Raw genomic sequence first — 17,455 nt, 5'->3', positions numbered from 1 at the left:
CACGGGCGCGGCAGGATGGTACGCGTGACGACTCCAGAGGCGACCGGTTACCGGATCGAGCGCGACTCGATGGGCGAGGTCGAGGTGCCCGCCGAGGCGCTGTGGCGGGCGCAGACCCAGCGCGCGGTGCAGAACTTCCCGATCTCCGGCCGAGGCATCGAACCGGCCCAGATCAAGGCGCTCGCGCAGATCAAGGGCGCGGCGGCCGAGGTCAACGGCGAGCTGGGTGTGATCGACGCCGACGTGGCCGCGGCGATCGCGGCCGCCGCCGCGCACGTGGCCGACGGCGGCTACGACGACCAGTTCCCGGTCGACGTGTTCCAGACCGGTTCCGGTACGTCGTCGAACATGAACGCCAACGAGGTGATCGCGACCCTGGCGAGCCGGGAGTTGGGCTCGCCGGTGCACCCGAACGACCACGTCAACGCCTCCCAGTCCAGCAACGACGTGTTCCCGTCCTCGATCCATCTGGCGGCCACCCAGTTCATCGCGGAGGATCTGCTGCCGTCGCTGACCCACCTCGCCGAGGCGCTGGAGGGCAAGGCGACCGAGTTCGAGACGGTGGTGAAGGCGGGGCGTACACACCTGATGGACGCCACCCCGGTCACCCTCGGGCAGGAGTTCGGCGGGTACGCCGCCCAGGTCCGCTACGGCATCGAACGGTTGGAGGGCTCGCTGCCCCGGCTGGCCGAGCTGCCGCTGGGCGGTACCGCCGTGGGCACCGGGATCAACACCCCGCTCGGCTTCGCCGCCGCCGTGATCGGCAGGCTCCGTGAGTCGACCGGGCTGCCGCTGTCCGAGGCGCGCAACCACTTCGAGGCGCAGGGCGCCCGCGACGCGCTTGTGGAGACCTCGGGGCAACTGCGGACCATCGCCGTGGGCCTCTACAAGGTCGCGAACGACATCCGCTGGATGGGCTCCGGCCCTCGGGCCGGCCTGCGGGAGCTGCGCATCCCCGACCTCCAGCCCGGCTCGTCGATCATGCCGGGCAAGGTCAACCCGGTGGTCGCCGAGGCGATGCGGCAGGTCTGCGCCCAGGTGATCGGCAACGACGCGACAGTCGGTTTCGCCGGCTCGCAGGGCGACTTCGAGCTGAACGTGATGCTCCCGGTCATGGGTCGCAACCTGCTGGAGTCGATCCGGCTCCTGGCCGCGGTGACTCGGCTGTTCGCCGACCGCCTGGTGGCCGGCCTGGTCGCGGACGCCGAGGTCTGCCTGGCGTACGCCGAGGGCTCGCCGTCGATCGTCACCCCGCTGAACCGCTACCTCGGGTACGACGAGGCCGCCTCGATCGCCAAGGAGGCGCTGGCCAAGCAGGCTTCCATCCGGGAGGTCGTGATCTCCCGGGGGCACGTCGACTCGGGCAAGCTCACCGAGACCCAGCTCGACGAGGTGCTCGACCTGCTTCGGATGACCCACCCCTGACCGGCGTCGGGCGCTGCTCACGCCCGGCGCAGTGCGGAGCGGCCCGCGAAGCGCGCCGAGTCGCCAAGCTCCTCCTCGATCCGGATCAGCTGGTTGTACTTGGCCGTCCGGTCGGAGCGGGAGAGTGAGCCGGTCTTGAGCTGACCGCAGCCGGTGGCCACCGCCAGATCCGCGATGGTGGTGTCCTCCGTCTCCCCGGAGCGGTGCGAAATGACGACGGTCCAGCCCGCCTGCTGGGCGGTGGCCACCGTGGCCAGCGCCTCGGTCAGGGTGCCGATCTGATTGACCTTGACCAGGATCGAGTTGCCGACGCCCGTGCGGATGCCCTCACGCAGCAGCGTCTCGTTGGTGCAGAACACGTCGTCACCGGTGAGCTGGCAGCGGTCACCGACGCGGGCGGTCAGCTCGCGCCAGCCGTCCAGGTCGTCCTCCGCCATCGGGTCCTCGATGGAGACGATCGGGTAGGCGTCGATGAGCGTGGCCAGGTAGTCGGCGTGCTCGGCCGGGGTGCGGCGCACCCCCTCGCCCGCGTAGTCGTACACACCGTCGCGAAAGAACTCCGATGACGCCGGGTCCATGACGAGGCCGATGTCCGTGCCGGCGCGGTAGCCGGCGCCCTCGATGGCCCTCAGCACGAAGTCGAGCGCCTCCTCGGCGGTACGCAGCTCGGGCGCGAAGCCACCCTCGTCGCCCACGCCTGTGGAGTGCCCGGCGGCCAGCAGGTCGCGGCGCAGGGTGTGGAAGACCTCGCTGCCCATGCGGACGGCTTCGGCGAAGGTGTCCGCGCCCACCGGCACGATCATGAACTCCTGGAAGTCGAGCGGGTTGTCGGCGTGCGCGCCGCCGTTGACGATGTTCATCATCGGCAGTGGCAGAAGGTGGGCGTCTTCGCCGCCGAGGTAGCGGTAGAGGGGCTGGCCGTGGGCCGCCGCGGCAGCCTTGGCGACGGCGAGGGAGACGCCGAGGATCGCGTTGGCGCCGAGCCGGGACTTCGTGGTGGTGCCGTCGAGGGCGATAAGTGCGGCGTCCAGACCCGCCTGGTCTGCTGCGACCCGGCCGCGCAGGGCCGCCGCGATCTCCCCGTTGACGTTTGCCACCGCGCGGTCGACGCCCCTGCCATGCCAGCGCGCGGGGTCACCGTCGCGCAGTTCGACGGCCTCCCGGGCCCCGGTGGAGGCGCCGGAGGGGACGGCGGCCCGGCCCAGAGATCCGTCCGCCAACCTGACGTCGACCTCGACAGTGGGGTTGCCCCGGCTGTCGAGGATGCGGCGGGCGGTGACGGTCTCGATGGCGGCGGTGACGGTTCCGACTGAGTGTGCGGCTGTGTCTGCGGGCATGGGAGGTCCTTCTCGTTGTCGTGTGCCGTGGCCCCAGCTGCGACAACGCTGGCGCTGAGCCCGACAGCAGCAAACCCTACAGCAATGCTGTTCAGTGCTGCTGAACAGCATTTGCTGTGCAGGTCAGGTGCCTGGCAGCGCCGACGAACGGGGTAAAGTGCCGTGTGCCCACCTCGGAAGCCGCCGCCATCGCCGCCGAACTGCGGACCGCGATGGGCAAGCTCACCCGGCGCGTCAAGAACGAGGACCGCATCCCGCTCGGTCAGATCGCCGTGCTCGGCGCACTCGACCGCGACGGCGCCATGACCACCAGTGACCTCGCCGCCGATCAGCGCGTACGCCCCCAGTCGATGGCCCGGGCGGTGGGACTGCTCCTCGAACAGGACCTGGTCACGCGCCGGGCGCACCCCACGGACGGCCGCAAGTCACTTGTCGAGCTGTCGGACGCGGGTCGGGCCGCGCTGGAAGCGGAACGCAGCCGCCGGGCCGGCTGGCTCGCCCAGGCCATCGAGGCCGAACTCACTGATGAGGAGCGGGCGTTGCTGGCCCGCAGCGCAGCCCTGCTGGAACGGCTCGCCATGCGCTGAGCGTCAGGATTCGGGCAGTGCCGCCCAGTCGAGGAAGCGGACGTAGAGCGCTGCGGGGGCCGGGCCGTCGTGCGGGTTGAGCCGGTACAGGTCCGCCGCCGCGTCGTGCAGGACGGTGCACAGGTAGATGCTCAAGGCGATCCGGTCGTGGGCGTACTCCTGCCGAAGGGTGAGCCGCGCGACTGCGCACGGCCAAGGCCCGGCGCAGACCCGGCACAGCCAGAGCGGACGCAGCGGCAGGTGCGGTCGACGAGGCGTGGCGGCGCGATCGTCCAGGGCGGTCCGGTGCATGCTGCGACCTTCCTTTGGAGCTGATGCGTTCGGCGTTATCACCCCGCGCCCCCCGGTGGCGGTGTGTGCGACACCCCGGCACCGACCCGCAAGATCGCGCTCGATCCCGGATGTAGTGGTCTCCGCAGGTCAGGACCCCACTACTCCCAGGATCGAGCGCGATCTTGTGGTCGGCCTGATCCGGGGGTGGGACCGCCCGGCACGGGGGAGCGGGCGGTCCCGTGCGACGCCGTCGCCCGGGGGTGGGACCGCCCGGCACGGGGGAGCGGGCGGTCCCGTGCGACGCCGTCGCCCGGAGGCGGGAGCGGTGCCGCGCTTCACAGTCTGGTGATCGGACGACTACGGTCGGAAGGATTTGGCCTCGTCGTCGTAGCCGCCCTGTTCGTGGGCGGTGACGTCGGTGGCGGCCGGCTGGAGTTGATCGTCGGCGGGGTGGAGGGCGGCAGGGTATGGCCGATGGACAGATGACGGCGGCGGCGTTCCTGGTCGCGGAGCTGCGCCGGGCGCGCGCTCGCCGGCTCTTCGTGGTCGCGCCCCCGCGCTGACCCGACCGCCTGGCCCGCGACGGCGGTCGCGGGGCTTCCCCCGCGCAACGTCGCCGATGTTGCTGCTTCGGCGCGGCGTGAGGCAGCAACATCGCCGGAGTTGCGTGGATCTTGCGGTGGCGCGGGTGGTAAACGGCTCGACGGGGTCTGCGGGGTGGCGGGATGATCCCCGTCATGGGTGGCGATGACCTGGTGGTTCCTCCCGGGACCGAGCGGTTGCGGTTGCGGCGGCTGACGGCGGCCGATGTGGACGCGTTGGTCGAGTTGGACAGCGATCCAGAGGTGATGCGTTTCCTCACCGGTGGCGTCGCCACCCCGCGCGCCACTGTGCAAGACGAGCAGGTGCCGAGGCTGCTCGCGCAGTACGAGCGGCATCCCGGGCTCGGTCGCTGGGCGGCGCTCGACCGGGCGGGCGGCGACTTCCTGGGTTGGTTCGCGCTCGACCCGTCGGAGGACGGCACCGAGGCCGAGTTGGGCTACCGGCTGCGCCGCTCGACGTGGGGGCGCGGCCTGGCCACCGAGGGGTCGCGGGCGCTGGTCCGATACGCCTTCGACACGGTGGGCGTGCGTCGGGTGTGGGCCGAGACGATGGCCGTCAACGAGCGGTCCCGTCGGGTGCTGGCGAAGGCGGGGCTGCGCCACGTGCGCACCTTCCACCTTCAGTTCGACGACCCGATCCCGGGGACCGAGCACGGCGAGGTGGAGTACGAGCTGCGGGCCGACGTCGCTCAGGACCGGCCGGCGGCCCTGCGGGCGCGGTAGGCGGTCACCGCCGCCCGGTTGCCGCAGCCGGCCTCGCAGAACCGCCGCGACCGGTTGCGGGACAGGTCGACGACCACGTTGTCGCAGTCCGGGTACTCGCAGATCCGCAGTCGGCTCAGCTCGCCCATCCGGACCAGGTCGGCGATAGCCATCGCCGCCTCCACCGCCATGCGGGTGGCCAGCGGCGCGTCGCGGGGCACGGCATGCAGGTGGTACGGCTCGTCGTCGTGCTCGATGAGCTGCGGTATCGCCCGGTGCTCGAGCAGCAGGGCGTTGACCATGGCGACGATCTCGGCCGGCTCGGCGTGCCAGATCCGGCGCAGCCGGGGCCGCAGCTCCCGCACGGCGCGCAGCTCGGCGTCGGTGTGCTCGTGCCGCCCGCTGTAGGAGTGCCGGCTGAAGAACGCGTCAAGCGCGGCGACATCGGGCAGCAACTCGCCGTCGCGGCCCGCGGTGTTGACAAGCGCGGTGGCGGCGATCAGCGAACATTCGGTGTCATGAGCGAATAGCAACTTGACTCCTGTCACGGTGGCCGCCTAGCGTCATGAGCACAAGGATAGTTTGCTCATGACACCGTGTCGTCCCGAGGAGCCCGAGATGCAGTCACGACCCGCCGTCGGCGCCGCGCTGGCACTGCTCTCCGCGGTCACGTTCGCCACCTCGGGCACCTTCGCACGGTCGCTCATCGAGGCCGGCTGGTCGGCCGAGGCCGCAGTGGTCGCCCGGGTCGGCGTGGCCGCCCTGGTGCTGGCGATCCCCGCCCTACTGTCGCTGCGCGGCAGGTGGCACGTGCTACGCCAGAACAGCGCGGCGGTCGTGATGTTCGGGCTGCTCGGGGTGGCGCTGGCACAGGTGTGCTTCTTCAACGCCGTGCGCTACCTGCCGGTCGGCATCGCGCTCCTGCTGGAGTACCTGGGCATCATCCTCGTGGTCGGCTGGATGTGGCTGCGGCACGGCCAGCGTCCCCGGCGGCTCACCGTCGCCGGTTCGGCCGCGGCCCTGTGCGGGTTGGCGTTCGTCCTGGACCTCACCGGCACCGCCGGCTTCAATCCGGTCGGCCTGCTGTGGGGACTGGGCGCCGCGTTCGGCCTGGCCGGCTACTTCGTGCTCGCCGGTCGGGTCGACCCCCGGCTGCCCTCGGTCGCCATGGCCAGCGGCGGCATGGCCGTCGGCGCCGCGGTGCTGCTCCTCGTCGGGCTGACCGGTCTGCTGCCGCTGCGCGCCACGTTCGGCGAGGTAACCTTCGCCGGGCACCGCACCACCTGGCTGCTACCCATCGTCGGGCTCACCCTGGTCGCCGCCGTGATCGCGTACCTGGCCGGCATCGCCGGCACCCGGATCCTCGGTCCCCGGCTGTCGTCGTTCGTCGGGCTGACCGAGGTGCTGTTCGCGGTGCTCATCGCCTGGCTGTTCCTCGAAGAGCTGCCGACCCCGTGGCAGCTCTTCGGCGGTGCGCTCATCGTCGCCGGGGTCGCCCTGGTGCGCCTCGACGAGCTGCGCGGCACGCCCGCGCCCGCCAGCCCCGAGCCCGTGCTGGCTCGCAGCGCGCAATGAGAGAGTGGACGTCGTGCTGACCACCGTGGTGTTCGACGCCGACGAGACCCTGCTGGACCTGCGGCCGGCGGTGACCGGTGGGTTGGTGGCAGTCCTCGACGAGATGCGCCGCCGTACGCCTGTCGCGGCCGGCGTGACGCTCGCCGAGCTGGAGTCCGACTGGGACGCCGTCTTCGGCCGGCTGAGCGCCGCCCCGGTGCTGGAGATCCGCCGGGCCGCGCTGGCCCGATCGCTGGCCCGCGCCGGACTCGACGACCACCTGGACGAGATCGCCGCCCTCTTCTTCGCCCGCCGCTTCGCCCTCACCCGCCCCTTCCCGGACGTCCCGCCGACGCTGGCCACGCTGCGCGCCCGGTACGCGCTGGGCTTCGCCACCAACGGCAACAGCCGCGCCGAACGCTGCGGGCTCGCCGGCGAGTTCGCCTTCGAGTTGTACGCGCACGAGAACGGGCTGCCCAAGAAGCCCGCCCCGGAGTTCTACGCGGCGGTGGTCGAGGCCGCCGAGGTCCCCGCCGGTCAGATCGTGTACGTCGGTGACTCGTGGGAGCACGACGTGGTGGCACCCCGGCAGGCCGGCCTGCGATCGGTGTGGCTGAACCGGTACGGGCTGCCCCGCCCGGCCGGGTTCGCCCCCGACGCGGAGGTGTCCACCCTGGCCGATCTGCCATCGGTCCTGGCTGACCTGTCGGCAGGATCGCCCGCATTGAATTGAGCGGATGAACGAGAGATTCACCGCCATAACGGACGTTCACCTGGCGCAAAGCTGGCCGGTGTTGTGTGATGGCTGCCACGTCCCTCAACGAGAGGATCCGATGTGGTGAGCAAGCGCTTCACCGCCGGGGCCGTCGCGACCGCGGCAGCACTGGCACTGACGGCAGCGGGCCTGGGTGTACCGGCCAGCGCCGCGCCGAGCACCTCCCGCACCTTCACTGTCGTCGCCGAGGACGGCTTCGCCGCCGACACGGCCGTCGCCGCCATCCAGGCAGCCGGCGGCACTGTGGTGTCCCGGTCCGACGAGGTCGGCATGTTTCAGGTCACCAGTGATCGGGCCGACTTCGCGGCCAGGGCGACGGCAGCCCCGAGCCTGATCGGCGCCGCCGAGCAGAAGGCCATCGGCCGCAAGCCGAAGCTGGACCGGGTCGAGCAGGAGCACCTGACTGCTGCCGGCACTGCGCGCGCTGCCGGTGCGGCAGCGAAGAAGGGTGCCAAGCTGGACCCGCTCGACGAGAAGCTCTGGGGCCTGGAAATGATCCGGGCCGACAAGGCCCGCAAGATCGAGCCCGGCGACCGTCGGGTGACAGTCGGCGTCCTCGACACCGGCGTCGACGCCAGCAACCCCGACATCGCGCCGAACTTCAACTGGTCGCTGTCGCGCAACTTCGCGCCCGACCGGATCGACGTGGACGGCGATTGCGAGGTGGCGAGCTGCCTCGACCCGGTCGGCACCGACGACGGCGGGCACGGCACCCACGTGGCCGGCACCATCGGCGCTGCAGCCAACGGCTTCGGCCTGTCCGGTGTCGCCCCGAACGTTTCGCTGGTCGAGCTGAAGGGTGGCCAGGACTCCGGCTACTTCTTCCTCGACCCGGTGGTCAACGCCCTCGTCTACGCCGGCCGGTCCGGGATCGACGTGGTCAACATGTCGTTCTACGTCGACCCGTGGCTCTACAACTGCACCGCCAACCCGGCCGACTCGCCCGAGGACCAGGCCGAGCAGCGGGCCATCATCAAGGCGATGAAGCGGGCGCTCGTCTTCGCCCACAACAAGGGCGTCACACTTGTCGGCGCGCTCGGCAACAACAACGAGGACCTGGGCGCACCCCGTACCGACACCACCAGCCCGGACTACGGGGCCGACCCGTACCCCCGGCCGATCGACAACAACAGCTGCTGGGACCTGCCCACCGAGGGCCCACACGTGATCGGCGTGTCGTCGGTCGGCCCGTCCGGCAAGAAGTCCGACTTCTCCAGCTACGGCACCGAGCAGATCTCCGTCGCCGCGCCGGGTGGTTGGTTCCGGGACGGCTTCGGCACCGACTCGTACCGCACCGACGCCAACATGATCCTCTCGTCGTACCCGAAGCACGTGCTTCAGGAGGAGGGCTCGGTCGACGCCGACGGCAACATCGTCGCCGGCTTCGAGGAGTCGGTCTTCAAGCAGTGCAAGGCCAACGGTGAGTGCGGCTACTACACCTACCTCCAGGGCACCTCGATGGCGTCCCCGCACGCCGCCGGCGTCGCCGCGCTGATCGTCAGCCGGTACGGCAAGCCGCAGGGCCGGGGTGGCTTCGGCATGTCCCCGGACCTGGTCGAGCAGCACCTCTACCGCACGGCGGCCGAGCACGCCTGCCCGGAACCGCGCCTCCAGCAGTACCGCAACGAGGGCCGTGACGAGACCTACGACGCGTACTGCGCCGGTGGGGTCAACTTCAACGGCTTCTACGGGTACGGGATCGTCGACGCCTACGCGGCGGTGAAGACTCCGCTCAAGCCGAACGCCCGCCCGTAAGACACCACCTCGAGGCCCGGTCGACCACTGTCGACCGGGCCTCGCACGTGTGAAGGGTTTGATCGACTGCAGATCGCCGATGTGGCGCTAACAGGCTTCGCTGATGGCCCCATGTCGGCGACCTGGAGTCGATCAAACCTCTGTGTGCTCAGCGGCGCCAACCGCGAGAGATCAGGGCCGACCGCACCTCGCTCAGCACAGCCGGGAAGTCGTTCTTCAGCCGCCGGCTGGTCACGTGCAGCACCAACCAGCCCGCGCCGACGAGCAGGTTGAGCCGTCGACGGTCGCGGTGTAGTTGCTCAGGGTCCGCGTGCCATCGGCCGTCGTACTCCACAGCCACCCGAAACTCCGGCCAGGCCAGGTCGGGATGGAGGACGAGGCCGCCAGAGAGTCTGATCGGGTGCTGGGCGACCGGCCGGGGCAGTCCGCCCAGCACCAGACGCACCCGTAGCTGCGACTCGGGCGGGGATTGTGCGCCCGAATCGGCGAGGTCAAAGACCCAGCACGCCCGTCGGCCACCTGGCCGCTCGGCATTCGCGGTGCCGACAGTGGCCAGCGAGGCCCGAGTTGTCAGGCCCGTCGCGAGCAGCGAGTCGACGATCGCGACCGAGCGCAGCGGGTCCAACCAGGCCGCCGCCTCCCACGCTGCGGAGGATGGATCCGTTCGGCGGATCGCCGGTTCGCTCCGCACTTCGGGCAGTGCCGTCCCTGGCGTGGACCGTGAGACAGCCCTCGGGCCAGCGGGCCTGGTCGGGGCGGCGTCGGCGCCGACCACATGCACACGAAGGCCGCGTTGGGAGTCGACACGGGCTGTCCTCGGCACCAGGACGTGCACGTCGTCATCGAACCCGGCGGCGTGCTCGATGCCATGCAGGTAGGCCGACGACGGTCCGGCGATCAGCGCCTCGGGCGGCAGCCGCAGGGCCGCGGCGCGGCAGGCCAGTTCGTGGTTACGTTCGAGGCGGGCGTCGGCGTACACGTCGTGTCGGAGTCGGACCCAGGACGAGCCGCGCAACTGGTGTCTGGTGACCATGCCCTGTCCGATCGCGGCGGATCCACGGAAGACCCGCCAGGCGAGGGCTGGAGGTCGGGAGGGATGAGGAGGCATCTCGCCAGCCTCTGACGCTCGGCACGGAACCCGTTACCCCTGTGGATGACGTGGGGTGGGCACTCCGCGCGAGCCTGTGGACGACATCCATCTGAGCGACCGGAGTGCTATACGGCGAGATCATCACCAGGTCGGCGAAGTGGCGCTTTCTACGGATCAGGATGGCGCGTTTTCGGCGATCTGAACACGGTGGAGGTCAGCGGAGGGCGGCGGTGACGGCTGTGGCGGCAGCGCGAACCTGGGGGCCGACCAGGTCGACGTCCAGCGGGGCGAGCGCGACGACGCCGACGCTGGCCTCCAGACCCGGCACGCCGAGCACCGGAGCGGCCACCCCGTACGCGCCGGACTGCAACTCCCCGCTGCTGCTCACCGGTTCTGCCGCGCCGCCCCGGCCGGCCAGGATGGCCCGTCCTGCGGCGCCTCGATCCAGGGGGTGTCGCGCACCCGTCCGGTACGCGACATGGAACGACGTCCAGCTCGGCTCGACGACGGCCAGGGCGACACCCTCGCCGCCCTCCACCACGGTCAGGTGTGCGGTGGCGCCGGCCTGCTCGGCGAGCCGGCGTAGCGCGGGCATCGCCCCCTCGGCCAGCAGCGGCTGGGCGCGTCGGGCCAGGTGCAGCACCCCGACGCCGAGGCGGAGTCGGCCGTCGCTGTCGCGGCGCAGCATGCCGTGCCCGGTCAACGGGCCGACCAGCCGGTAGACGGCCGCCCGCCCGATGCCGAGCCGCGTCGCCACCTCGGTGACGGTCAACCCGGCCGGCGCGTCGGCGACCAGGTGCAGCAGCCGCAGCCCCCGATCCAGCGTCTGCGCCGTCTCCCCAGCCCGCCCGCCCACCACGTCGGCCCGCCTGCCGGGATCAGGTGCAGTGACGGCCTGCCCGGCGGCCTTCCGCCCGGCGGCGGCCATGTCGGTCTGCTCGATCGGGGTGCCGCGTCGGGCCCGTAGACGGGGGTCTTCACCGCCGGGGAGCGCGGGTGGCTCGGTGGGGTGTGCGGTCGCGTCCACGCCTGGCAGCGTACGACCCGGCACCGGCGGACCCGGACAGGCGTGGACGGCTACCCTTGTACGGTGACGCTACGCCTGTATGACACCGCCACCCGATCGGTGCGGGACTTCGTCCCGCGGGAAGCCGGCAAGGTGGGGGTCTACCTGTGTGGTCTCACCCTCCAGGCGCCGCCGCACATCGGCCATCTTCGCTCCGGCGTCAACTACGACGTGCTGCGTCGCTGGTTGCTGACCGCCGGCTACGAGGTCACGTTCATCCGCAACGTGACAGACATCGACGACAAGATCCTGGTCAAGGCGGGCGAGCGGGGTCAGCCGTTCTGGTCGATCGCGTACGCCAACGAGTTGATCCTCGCCGAGTCGTACCGGGCGTTGAACGTGCTGCCGCCCACCTACGAGCCGCGCGCCACCGGGCACATCCCGGAGATGCACGAGCTGATCACGAAGTTGATCGCGGACGGGCACGCGTACCCGGCCACCGACGGCTCCGGTGACGTCTACTTCGACGTGGCGTCCTGGCCGGCGTACGGGTCGCTGTCGGGTCAGTCGCCGGACGCGATGCAGTCGGCGGGCGACGCCCCCGACCGGGGCAAGCGGGACCCGCGCGACTTCGCCCTCTGGAAGGGCGCCAAGCCGGACGAGCCGGCGGACGCGTACTGGCCGTCACCGTGGGGGTTGGGTCGCCCGGGTTGGCACATCGAGTGCTCGGCGATGTGCTGGCGTTACCTCGGCCCGGAGTTCGACATCCACGGTGGCGGTCTGGATCTGACGTTCCCGCACCACGAGAACGAGATCGCCCAGTCCAACGCGGCCGGGCTGCCGTTCGCGCGGTACTGGGTGCACCACGGGCTGCTCAACATCGGCGGGGCCAAGATGGGCAAGTCCGCCGGAAACGCGCTCGACCTGGCGTACGTGGACTCGCTGGGTGTGCGGCCGGTGGAGCTGCGTTACTACTACGCCGCCGCGCACTACCGCTCGGTGATCGACTACTCGGAGGACTCGCTTCGCGACGCGGCCACCGCGTACCGGCGGATCGAGGGTTTCGTGCAGCGGGCCGTCGAGCGGGTGGGCGCCGGGCAGTTCGGTGAGCTGCCGGCCGGCTTCGTGGCGGCCATGGACGACGACCTCAACACGTCCGCCGCGCTGGCCGTGTTGCAGCAGCACATCCGCGACGGCAACACCGCGCTGAGCACCGGCGACGATGTGACCGTCCGCACCACCCTGGCCGCGGTACGGGCGATGCTGGATATCCTCGGGGTCGACCCCCTGGATGAGGGCTGGACCGGTGGCGGCCGCTCGGACGATCTGCGTGCCGTGGTGGACTCCCTGATCGCGCTGGCCCTGGAGCAGCGCGCGCAGGCCCGGGGCCGCAAGGACTGGGCCGCCGCCGACGCGGTACGCGACCAGCTCAAGCTGGCCGGCGTGGTGGTCGAGGACACCCCCCAGGGCCCCCGTTGGACTATTGGAGAGCAGGACTGATGGCCGGCAACTCGCAGCGCCGTGGCCGGCGACTGACGCCGAAGGCGGGTGCCCCCAAGGGCTCCGGCGGCAAGAACAAGGATTCTCTCACCGGGCGCGGGCGCACCCTGCCCGCCGACGAGCGACCCTGGCACAAGGGTTACTCGGGCACCGAGAAGCTGCCGCAGCGCACCGCCTGGAAGCAGGACAAGGAGCGCCGGGCGGCGGCCGAGGAGGGGCGTGCCCCGAAGATCGGCCAGCCGGGCAGTAAGGACACCACCTGGGGCAGGGGCGGTGGCCGGGGCGTACCGGCGAGTCGTGGTGGCTCGGCGGGGCGTGGTGGCCGGCCGGCCGCCGGACGGACCGGCCCCCGGGTCGCGCCGGGGCGCAAGTCCAACCCTTCCAAGGACACCCCGGAGCTGCTGGTCGGGCGCAACCCGGTGCTGGAGGCGCTGCGCGCCCAGGTGCCGGCGACGGCGCTCTACGTCGCCCAGGGCATCGACATGGACGACCGGATCAACGAGATCATCCGGACTGCCGCGGACCGGGGCATCGCCAACCTGGAGATCAGCCGCGCCGAGCTGGACCGGATGACCGGCGGGGTGCTGCACCAGGGCGTCGGGTTGCAGGTGCCGCCGTTTGCGTACCAGCCCTTCGAGGACATGGTCGCCGCGGCCCTGGAGCAGCAGGCGCCGCTCCTGGTCGCGCTGGACGGGGTCACCGATCCGCGCAACCTGGGTGCGGTGATCCGTTCGGCCGCCGCGTTCGGCGCGCAGGGTGTCTTCGTACCCGAGCGGCGGGCTGCCGGGATCACCGCGACCGCCTGGCGGACCAGCGCCGGCGCGGCCGCGCGGGTGCCGGTGGCCCAGGTCACCAACCTGACCCGGTCGCTGAAGGCGTGCCGCGACGCCGGCTTCATGGTGGTCGGCCTGGACGCCGACGGTGACACCGACCTGTACGACCTGGAGGCCGCAGTCGGGCCGCTGGTGGTGGTGGTCGGCTCCGAGGGGCGTGGGTTGTCCCGGCTGGTCGGCGAGACGTGCGACCTGACCGTGAGCATCCCGATGATCTCCGAGGTGGAGTCGCTCAACGCCAGCGTGGCCGCTGCGGTCACCCTCGCCGAGGTCGCCCGCCGCCGCTCGGTCGAGCTGTAACGACGTCGACGAGGCCCCTTCCCGCCGGTGCGGGAGGGGGCCTCGTCGTCAGATCTGGTGGAGCCAGGCGACGAAGAGCAGCGCCCCGGCCGCCGCGATCAGCAGTGTGGTCGGTAGCAGCCAGGCCCCACTGCGCTCCCCGTCGAGACGGCGGGTCAGTCGCTGGTGCACGGCGGCGATGCCGATCAAGGCGGCCAGGCCGGCGGCGGCCATCGGCAGGCCGACGAGGAAGTGCGCAAGCCACGCGCCGGCCCGGGTCGGACCACCCCAGGAGTGGTCGTACGGGCCGGGGTCGACGATGCCGTACAGCACGCCGCGCAGCACCAGCAGCAGTTGGACGCCGAGCGGCAGCAGGGCCACGAGGCCGAGCAGCAGACTGAGCAGTCCGTGGCCGAGCACCGCGACCGGGCCGGGTCGCCGGTCGGGCGCGGGCGTCGGGGGCGCTCCGAGCAGCCCGGTACGCAGCCTCCGCCACCGCGCTGCTGCGGCACCGGCGCCACCCACCGGGGCGGTCACCAGCGCGAGCAGGGCGACCGGCACCAGCGCCGCGCAGTAGGCGAGGCTGCGGCCGGTCAGGCGGGCCGTCCGGTCGAGCCGGGAACTGGTGATCGGGTGAACGGTGGCGGACACGGCGTCTCCTCGGGTTGGGCGTGCCGCGACGCTACGGCCGCGGCCCGCCCGGCCGAGTCACCCCGCGGAGCCACATCCGCGCTGGCACTACGGAGTGAGGCGCCCTCTCCGGGTACGACGAAAGGGGCGGCCCGCCGAAGCGGACCGCCCCTTTTGCCTTACGGCGTTACGTCAGATCCGGCCGCCGGTGGCGGCGTGGAAGACGTGGCTGCGGCCGGTGCGCGGCTTGACGAACACGGTGTCACCCATGTTCGGCATGGTGCGCCGGTCGGTGCGGACGACGAAGCGCTCCGAGTTGCCGCCCAGCGCGGCGTGCCCGTAGACGTTGGCGTCCGAGCCGAGGTCCTCGACCAGCTCGACGACGACGGGCATGCCGCCCTCGGTCGGGCTGACCAGGTCGCAGTCCTCCGGGCGGAAGCCCACCGTCACCTTGCCGTCGCCACCCTCGGCGCGGGCCGCCTCGACCTGCTCGCGGGTGAGCGGGATGTGCAGCTCGGCGAACTCGGCGCCCTGCTCGTTCAGCGGAACGGTCTTGATGTTCATGGCGGGCGAGCCCATGAAGCCGGCGACGAACACGTTGGCCGGGGTGTCGTACAGCGTCCGCGGGGTGTCCACCTGCTGGAGGACACCGTCGAGCAGCACCGCGACCCGGTGGCCCATGGTCATGGCCTCGACCTGGTCGTGCGTGACGTAGACCGTGGTGACGCCCAGCTTGGCCTGCAGCGAGGCGATCTGGGTACGGGTCTGCACGCGCAGCTTGGCGTCGAGGTTCGACAGCGGCTCGTCCATGAGGAAGACCTGCGGCTCGCGGACGATCGCCCGGCCCATCGCGACACGCTGACGCTGACCGCCGGAGAGCGCCTTCGGCTTGCGGCTGAGGTACTCCTCCAGCTGGAGCAGCCCGGCCGCCTCCTTGACCCGCCGGTCGATCTCCGACTTGGAGGTCTTACGCAGCTTGAGGGCGAACGCCATGTTCTCGTACACGGTCATGTGCGGGTAGAGGGCGTAGTTCTGGAAGACCATCGCGATGTCGCGGGCCTTCGGGGGCAGGTGGGTCACGTCGCGCTGGTCGATGTAGATCGAGCCGGCGTCGACGTCCTCCAGGCCGGCGAGCATGCGCAGGCTTGTGGACTTGCCACAACCGGAGGGGCCGACGAGAACGAGGAACTCGCCGTCGCCGATCTCGAGGTTCAGCTCGTTGACGGCGGGACGCTCGGTGCCCGGGTAGATCCGGGATGCCTTGGAATAGGTGACCGTAGCCATGGTGGTGCGCTTCCTCTCACCGGCAGGAACGTGCCGGACGATCCGAGTGAAGGAGCGGCCGGCACGTATCCGCGCCGGTCAGCGGACGGCGGTCGGCCGCGGGGGCGGCCGTGGTGTCGTCCGTGTCACTGCACCGTAAACGGCTTTCCCCGCGCTGCCAAGGCGAGGGCCCCTCGGAAGTGATCCAGTGCCCACGCATTCCGGGCACTCGGGCACGGGCAGGCATCAATCGACGCCGTGCCAAGGCGGCGAGCGTCGGGTTGTTGACGTTTCCCGTGCTCGGGAGCACTCGCGAGCGGGATATCCGGACGGCAGTCGCTATGCTGGCCTCGACACACGCGCCCCTGTAGCTCAGCTGGCCAGAGCACTCGCCTTGTAAGCGAGATGTCGCCGGTTCGATCCCGGCCGGGGGCTCCATATCCACAAGGCATTTCCGGTCGGCTCCGCCACGAGCCGACCGCTTGACAGCAACGAGCTTTCCGTCGAGCTTGCCGAGCGCTGCCGGGCTGCACGTCGGGCGCGTGGGTGATTGCGGTAGGCCATCCCGCCCGCCCCCGACCCCGATGAGGCGAGCACACCACCGCCCGACCCGCCAGGGTCCGTACGTCCGCCAAGGCCGGGCTTGCGATGGCGGGCCAGGCGGTGCCCGCTCCCCGGTGGGCGGGTCGAGGGCAGGCGGGTTGGCCAGCCATTGACCTGGCGTGCGACTGTGTGGCGAGATGTCTGAGGCTGTCCTGTCCGAAGAGGTGGACGTGCAGTTACGGCGAAACACCACGAAGCTGCGCAGGACTTGCCTTTATTGGGCGATTTTCGGGGTGCTTGTCTGGTGGGCGGCAGGCAACGCCGCAGCCGACCCCGATCACTTTTACCACAACAAGGCGCCCTTGTACGAAGTGCTCAGCGTGGTCATGGTCGCCCTTTCTCTCGGCGCGTGGCTGATGCTTCTCTGGCCGTTCCTGATGGAAGTCGACGAATCCGGCCTGACACTCCGCCTACGAGGCGTCACGACCCGGTTGCCGTGGCGCTCTGTGGAGTCGCTGAATGTAACGAAGGTGGGGGAGTCGTGGAGGAATCCGAACCTGGAGATTCACCTGGCGCCGGGTGTGAAGCTCCGGGGGCGGTGGGCCAGCAAGCGAGGCGGACGGCGTGTCTACACGTTGCTCGCACTGGCTGACTTCACCGTCGCGCCCGAGGAGGTGATCGCGGGTCTGCAGCGGTATGGCGCAGGCAAAGTCGACGCTCAGCAGTACCTTCAGCACCGTGCCGCCGCGCGGTCCGTCGCGCGATACATGCGCGGCGATGCAATCGGGGTCGATCCGCATCTGGCCGCATACATGGCCGAGCAGCGGAGGATCGAGGTGGACCGACAGATGGCGGCCCCAGACACCAATGAGCAGGGGCCGAGCGCCGTTCCCGCTGGCCCCGAGGTAAAGGACATGATCGGCGTGGTGGAGCCCACGATTCTGGCCGAGGTCCGGTTGGGGCCGGAGCATCGGCCTACCGGGTTCACCCGCCATTACTACTGCGGTGTCGACGGACTCCGCGTCGAGGTGCCGCCCCCAGTGGTGTTGCGCATCGTGCAGTACGACGGCGACGAGCCGCAGGCATACCTGTTCTACTGCGACGACAGCGGCGAGGAGATGACCGACACCTTGCATGACTCTGTTGCTGAGGCCATGGAGCAGGCCACGGCGGAGTTCGGCGTTCAGCGACACGAATGGGACCTCAGGGGGTAGCGGACAGCCGGCCGGCCTCCGACGGCTCGTCGGCAGCGCCGTCGGAACGGGCATCGATGGCCGGTCACTCCTATAGTTCGGGTACCA

16 protein-coding genes and 1 tRNA gene are annotated in these 17,455 nt (G+C 71.0%); 10 read left to right on the top strand and 7 right to left on the bottom strand.

Annotation, left to right across the window (positions count from 1 at the left end):
• The first annotated feature begins 15 nt into the window (after window positions 1–15).
• The gene (locus OOJ91_RS19285) at window positions 16–1,425 is read left to right on the top strand and encodes a class II fumarate hydratase (protein ID WP_266246796.1); all 1,410 of its coding nucleotides are present in this window, start codon (window positions 16–18) and stop codon (window positions 1,423–1,425) included.
• A gap of 17 nt (window positions 1,426–1,442) precedes the next feature.
• On the opposite strand, the gene eno is transcribed toward OOJ91_RS19285, so the two are convergent.
• Entirely contained in the window at window positions 1,443–2,762 is a 1,320-nt protein-coding gene (gene eno / locus OOJ91_RS19280) for a phosphopyruvate hydratase (RefSeq protein ID WP_266246794.1), read from the bottom strand.
• Window positions 2,763–2,926: 164 nt separating this feature from the next.
• Here eno and OOJ91_RS19275 point away from each other — a divergent pair, with 164 nt between their 5' ends.
• Window positions 2,927–3,349 (top strand): MarR family winged helix-turn-helix transcriptional regulator, encoded by a 423-nt coding sequence (locus OOJ91_RS19275; RefSeq protein WP_266246792.1) that lies wholly within the window; start codon window positions 2,927–2,929, stop codon window positions 3,347–3,349.
• Between the two features lie 3 nt (window positions 3,350–3,352).
• On the opposite strand, the gene OOJ91_RS19270 is transcribed toward OOJ91_RS19275, so the two are convergent.
• A complete protein-coding gene (locus OOJ91_RS19270) occupies window positions 3,353–3,640 on the bottom strand; it encodes a hypothetical protein (RefSeq protein WP_266246789.1) in 288 nt (95 codons plus the stop codon).
• Between the two features lie 719 nt (window positions 3,641–4,359).
• Here OOJ91_RS19270 and OOJ91_RS19265 point away from each other — a divergent pair.
• Window positions 4,360–4,947 (top strand): GNAT family N-acetyltransferase, encoded by a 588-nt coding sequence (locus OOJ91_RS19265; RefSeq protein WP_266246787.1) that lies wholly within the window; start codon window positions 4,360–4,362, stop codon window positions 4,945–4,947.
• On the opposite strand, the gene OOJ91_RS19260 is transcribed toward OOJ91_RS19265, so the two are convergent.
• The gene (locus OOJ91_RS19260) at window positions 4,914–5,459 is read right to left on the bottom strand and encodes a CGNR zinc finger domain-containing protein (protein ID WP_266246785.1); all 546 of its coding nucleotides are present in this window, start codon (window positions 5,457–5,459) and stop codon (window positions 4,914–4,916) included. The two genes, OOJ91_RS19265 and OOJ91_RS19260, sit on opposite strands and share 34 nt — an antisense overlap.
• 85 nt (window positions 5,460–5,544) lie before the next feature.
• On the opposite strand from OOJ91_RS19260, the gene OOJ91_RS19255 reads away from it, so the two are divergent.
• The 3 genes from OOJ91_RS19255 (at window position 5,545) to OOJ91_RS19245 (ending at window position 9,010) form a co-directional block, all read left to right on the top strand.
• Window positions 5,545–6,501: an EamA family transporter gene (locus OOJ91_RS19255; protein WP_266246783.1), complete on the top strand. Its 957-nt coding sequence runs from the start codon at window positions 5,545–5,547 to the stop codon at window positions 6,499–6,501.
• A 13-nt stretch (window positions 6,502–6,514) separates the two neighbouring features.
• Window positions 6,515–7,213, top strand: coding sequence for an HAD family hydrolase (locus OOJ91_RS19250; protein ID WP_266246782.1), 699 nt, complete (start codon window positions 6,515–6,517; stop codon window positions 7,211–7,213).
• Between the two features lie 105 nt (window positions 7,214–7,318).
• Complete coding sequence (locus OOJ91_RS19245; RefSeq protein WP_266246780.1) at window positions 7,319–9,010, top strand: S8 family serine peptidase; 1,692 nt, start codon at window positions 7,319–7,321, stop codon at window positions 9,008–9,010.
• A gap of 148 nt (window positions 9,011–9,158) precedes the next feature.
• Here OOJ91_RS19245 and OOJ91_RS19240 read toward each other — a convergent pair whose 3' ends face one another.
• The gene (locus tag OOJ91_RS19240; RefSeq protein WP_266246778.1) at window positions 9,159–10,043 is read right to left on the bottom strand and encodes a DUF559 domain-containing protein; all 885 of its coding nucleotides are present in this window, start codon (window positions 10,041–10,043) and stop codon (window positions 9,159–9,161) included.
• 271 nt (window positions 10,044–10,314) lie between these two features.
• Entirely contained in the window at window positions 10,315–11,028 is a 714-nt protein-coding gene (locus OOJ91_RS19235) for an IclR family transcriptional regulator (RefSeq protein ID WP_439117119.1), read from the bottom strand.
• 162 nt (window positions 11,029–11,190) lie between these two features.
• Between OOJ91_RS19235 and cysS the strand changes: the two genes are divergently transcribed.
• Both cysS and rlmB read left to right on the top strand, forming a co-directional pair.
• Entirely contained in the window at window positions 11,191–12,606 is a 1,416-nt protein-coding gene (cysS, locus tag OOJ91_RS19230; protein ID WP_266246775.1) for a cysteine--tRNA ligase, read from the top strand.
• Window positions 12,606–13,739, top strand: coding sequence for a 23S rRNA (guanosine(2251)-2'-O)-methyltransferase RlmB (rlmB, locus tag OOJ91_RS19225; protein WP_266246774.1), 1,134 nt, complete (start codon window positions 12,606–12,608; stop codon window positions 13,737–13,739). Before cysS ends, rlmB begins: the two co-directional genes overlap by 1 nt.
• A 48-nt stretch (window positions 13,740–13,787) precedes the next feature.
• On the opposite strand, the gene OOJ91_RS19220 is transcribed toward rlmB, so the two are convergent.
• Both OOJ91_RS19220 and OOJ91_RS19215 read right to left on the bottom strand, forming a co-directional pair.
• Window positions 13,788–14,369, bottom strand: coding sequence for a hypothetical protein (locus OOJ91_RS19220; RefSeq protein WP_266246773.1), 582 nt, complete (start codon window positions 14,367–14,369; stop codon window positions 13,788–13,790).
• A 171-nt stretch (window positions 14,370–14,540) separates the two neighbouring features.
• The gene (locus tag OOJ91_RS19215; protein ID WP_266246772.1) at window positions 14,541–15,632 is read right to left on the bottom strand and encodes an ABC transporter ATP-binding protein; all 1,092 of its coding nucleotides are present in this window, start codon (window positions 15,630–15,632) and stop codon (window positions 14,541–14,543) included.
• A gap of 340 nt (window positions 15,633–15,972) precedes the next feature.
• Between OOJ91_RS19215 and OOJ91_RS19210 the strand changes: the two genes are divergently transcribed.
• Together OOJ91_RS19210 and OOJ91_RS19205 are read left to right on the top strand one after the other, a co-directional pair.
• Window positions 15,973–16,049: transfer RNA gene (locus OOJ91_RS19210), tRNA-Thr, on the top strand.
• Between the two features lie 302 nt (window positions 16,050–16,351).
• Complete coding sequence (locus OOJ91_RS19205; RefSeq protein ID WP_266246770.1) at window positions 16,352–17,368, top strand: hypothetical protein; 1,017 nt, start codon at window positions 16,352–16,354, stop codon at window positions 17,366–17,368.
• Window positions 17,369–17,455 lie beyond the last annotated feature (87 nt).

Source organism: Micromonospora lupini (assembly GCF_026342015.1).
GTDB classification, from domain to species: Bacteria; Actinomycetota; Actinomycetes; order Mycobacteriales; family Micromonosporaceae; genus Micromonospora; species Micromonospora lupini_B.
Note: the sequence above shows the minus strand (reverse complement) of the source record. Positions and strands in the feature narration are given on the sequence as shown.

Excerpts from the sequence above, each read along its gene's own strand:
- OOJ91_RS19235 (WP_439117119.1), bottom strand. The coding sequence starts at position 11,028 with ATGGCCGCCGCCGGGCGGAAGGCCGCCGGGCAGGCCGTCACTGCACCT.
- rlmB (WP_266246774.1), top strand. The coding sequence starts at position 12,606 with ATGGCCGGCAACTCGCAGCGCCGTGGCCGGCGACTGACGCCGAAGGCG.
- OOJ91_RS19285 (WP_266246796.1), top strand. The coding sequence starts at position 16 with ATGGTACGCGTGACGACTCCAGAGGCGACCGGTTACCGGATCGAGCGC.
- OOJ91_RS19240 (WP_266246778.1), bottom strand. The coding sequence starts at position 10,043 with ATGGTCACCAGACACCAGTTGCGCGGCTCGTCCTGGGTCCGACTCCGA.
- OOJ91_RS19270 (WP_266246789.1), bottom strand. The coding sequence starts at position 3,640 with ATGCACCGGACCGCCCTGGACGATCGCGCCGCCACGCCTCGTCGACCG.
- OOJ91_RS19265 (WP_266246787.1), top strand. The coding sequence starts at position 4,360 with ATGGGTGGCGATGACCTGGTGGTTCCTCCCGGGACCGAGCGGTTGCGG.
- eno (WP_266246794.1), bottom strand. The coding sequence starts at position 2,762 with ATGCCCGCAGACACAGCCGCACACTCAGTCGGAACCGTCACCGCCGCC.
- OOJ91_RS19215 (WP_266246772.1), bottom strand. The coding sequence starts at position 15,632 with ATGGCTACGGTCACCTATTCCAAGGCATCCCGGATCTACCCGGGCACC.
- OOJ91_RS19205 (WP_266246770.1), top strand. The coding sequence starts at position 16,352 with ATGTCTGAGGCTGTCCTGTCCGAAGAGGTGGACGTGCAGTTACGGCGA.
- OOJ91_RS19255 (WP_266246783.1), top strand. The coding sequence starts at position 5,545 with ATGCAGTCACGACCCGCCGTCGGCGCCGCGCTGGCACTGCTCTCCGCG.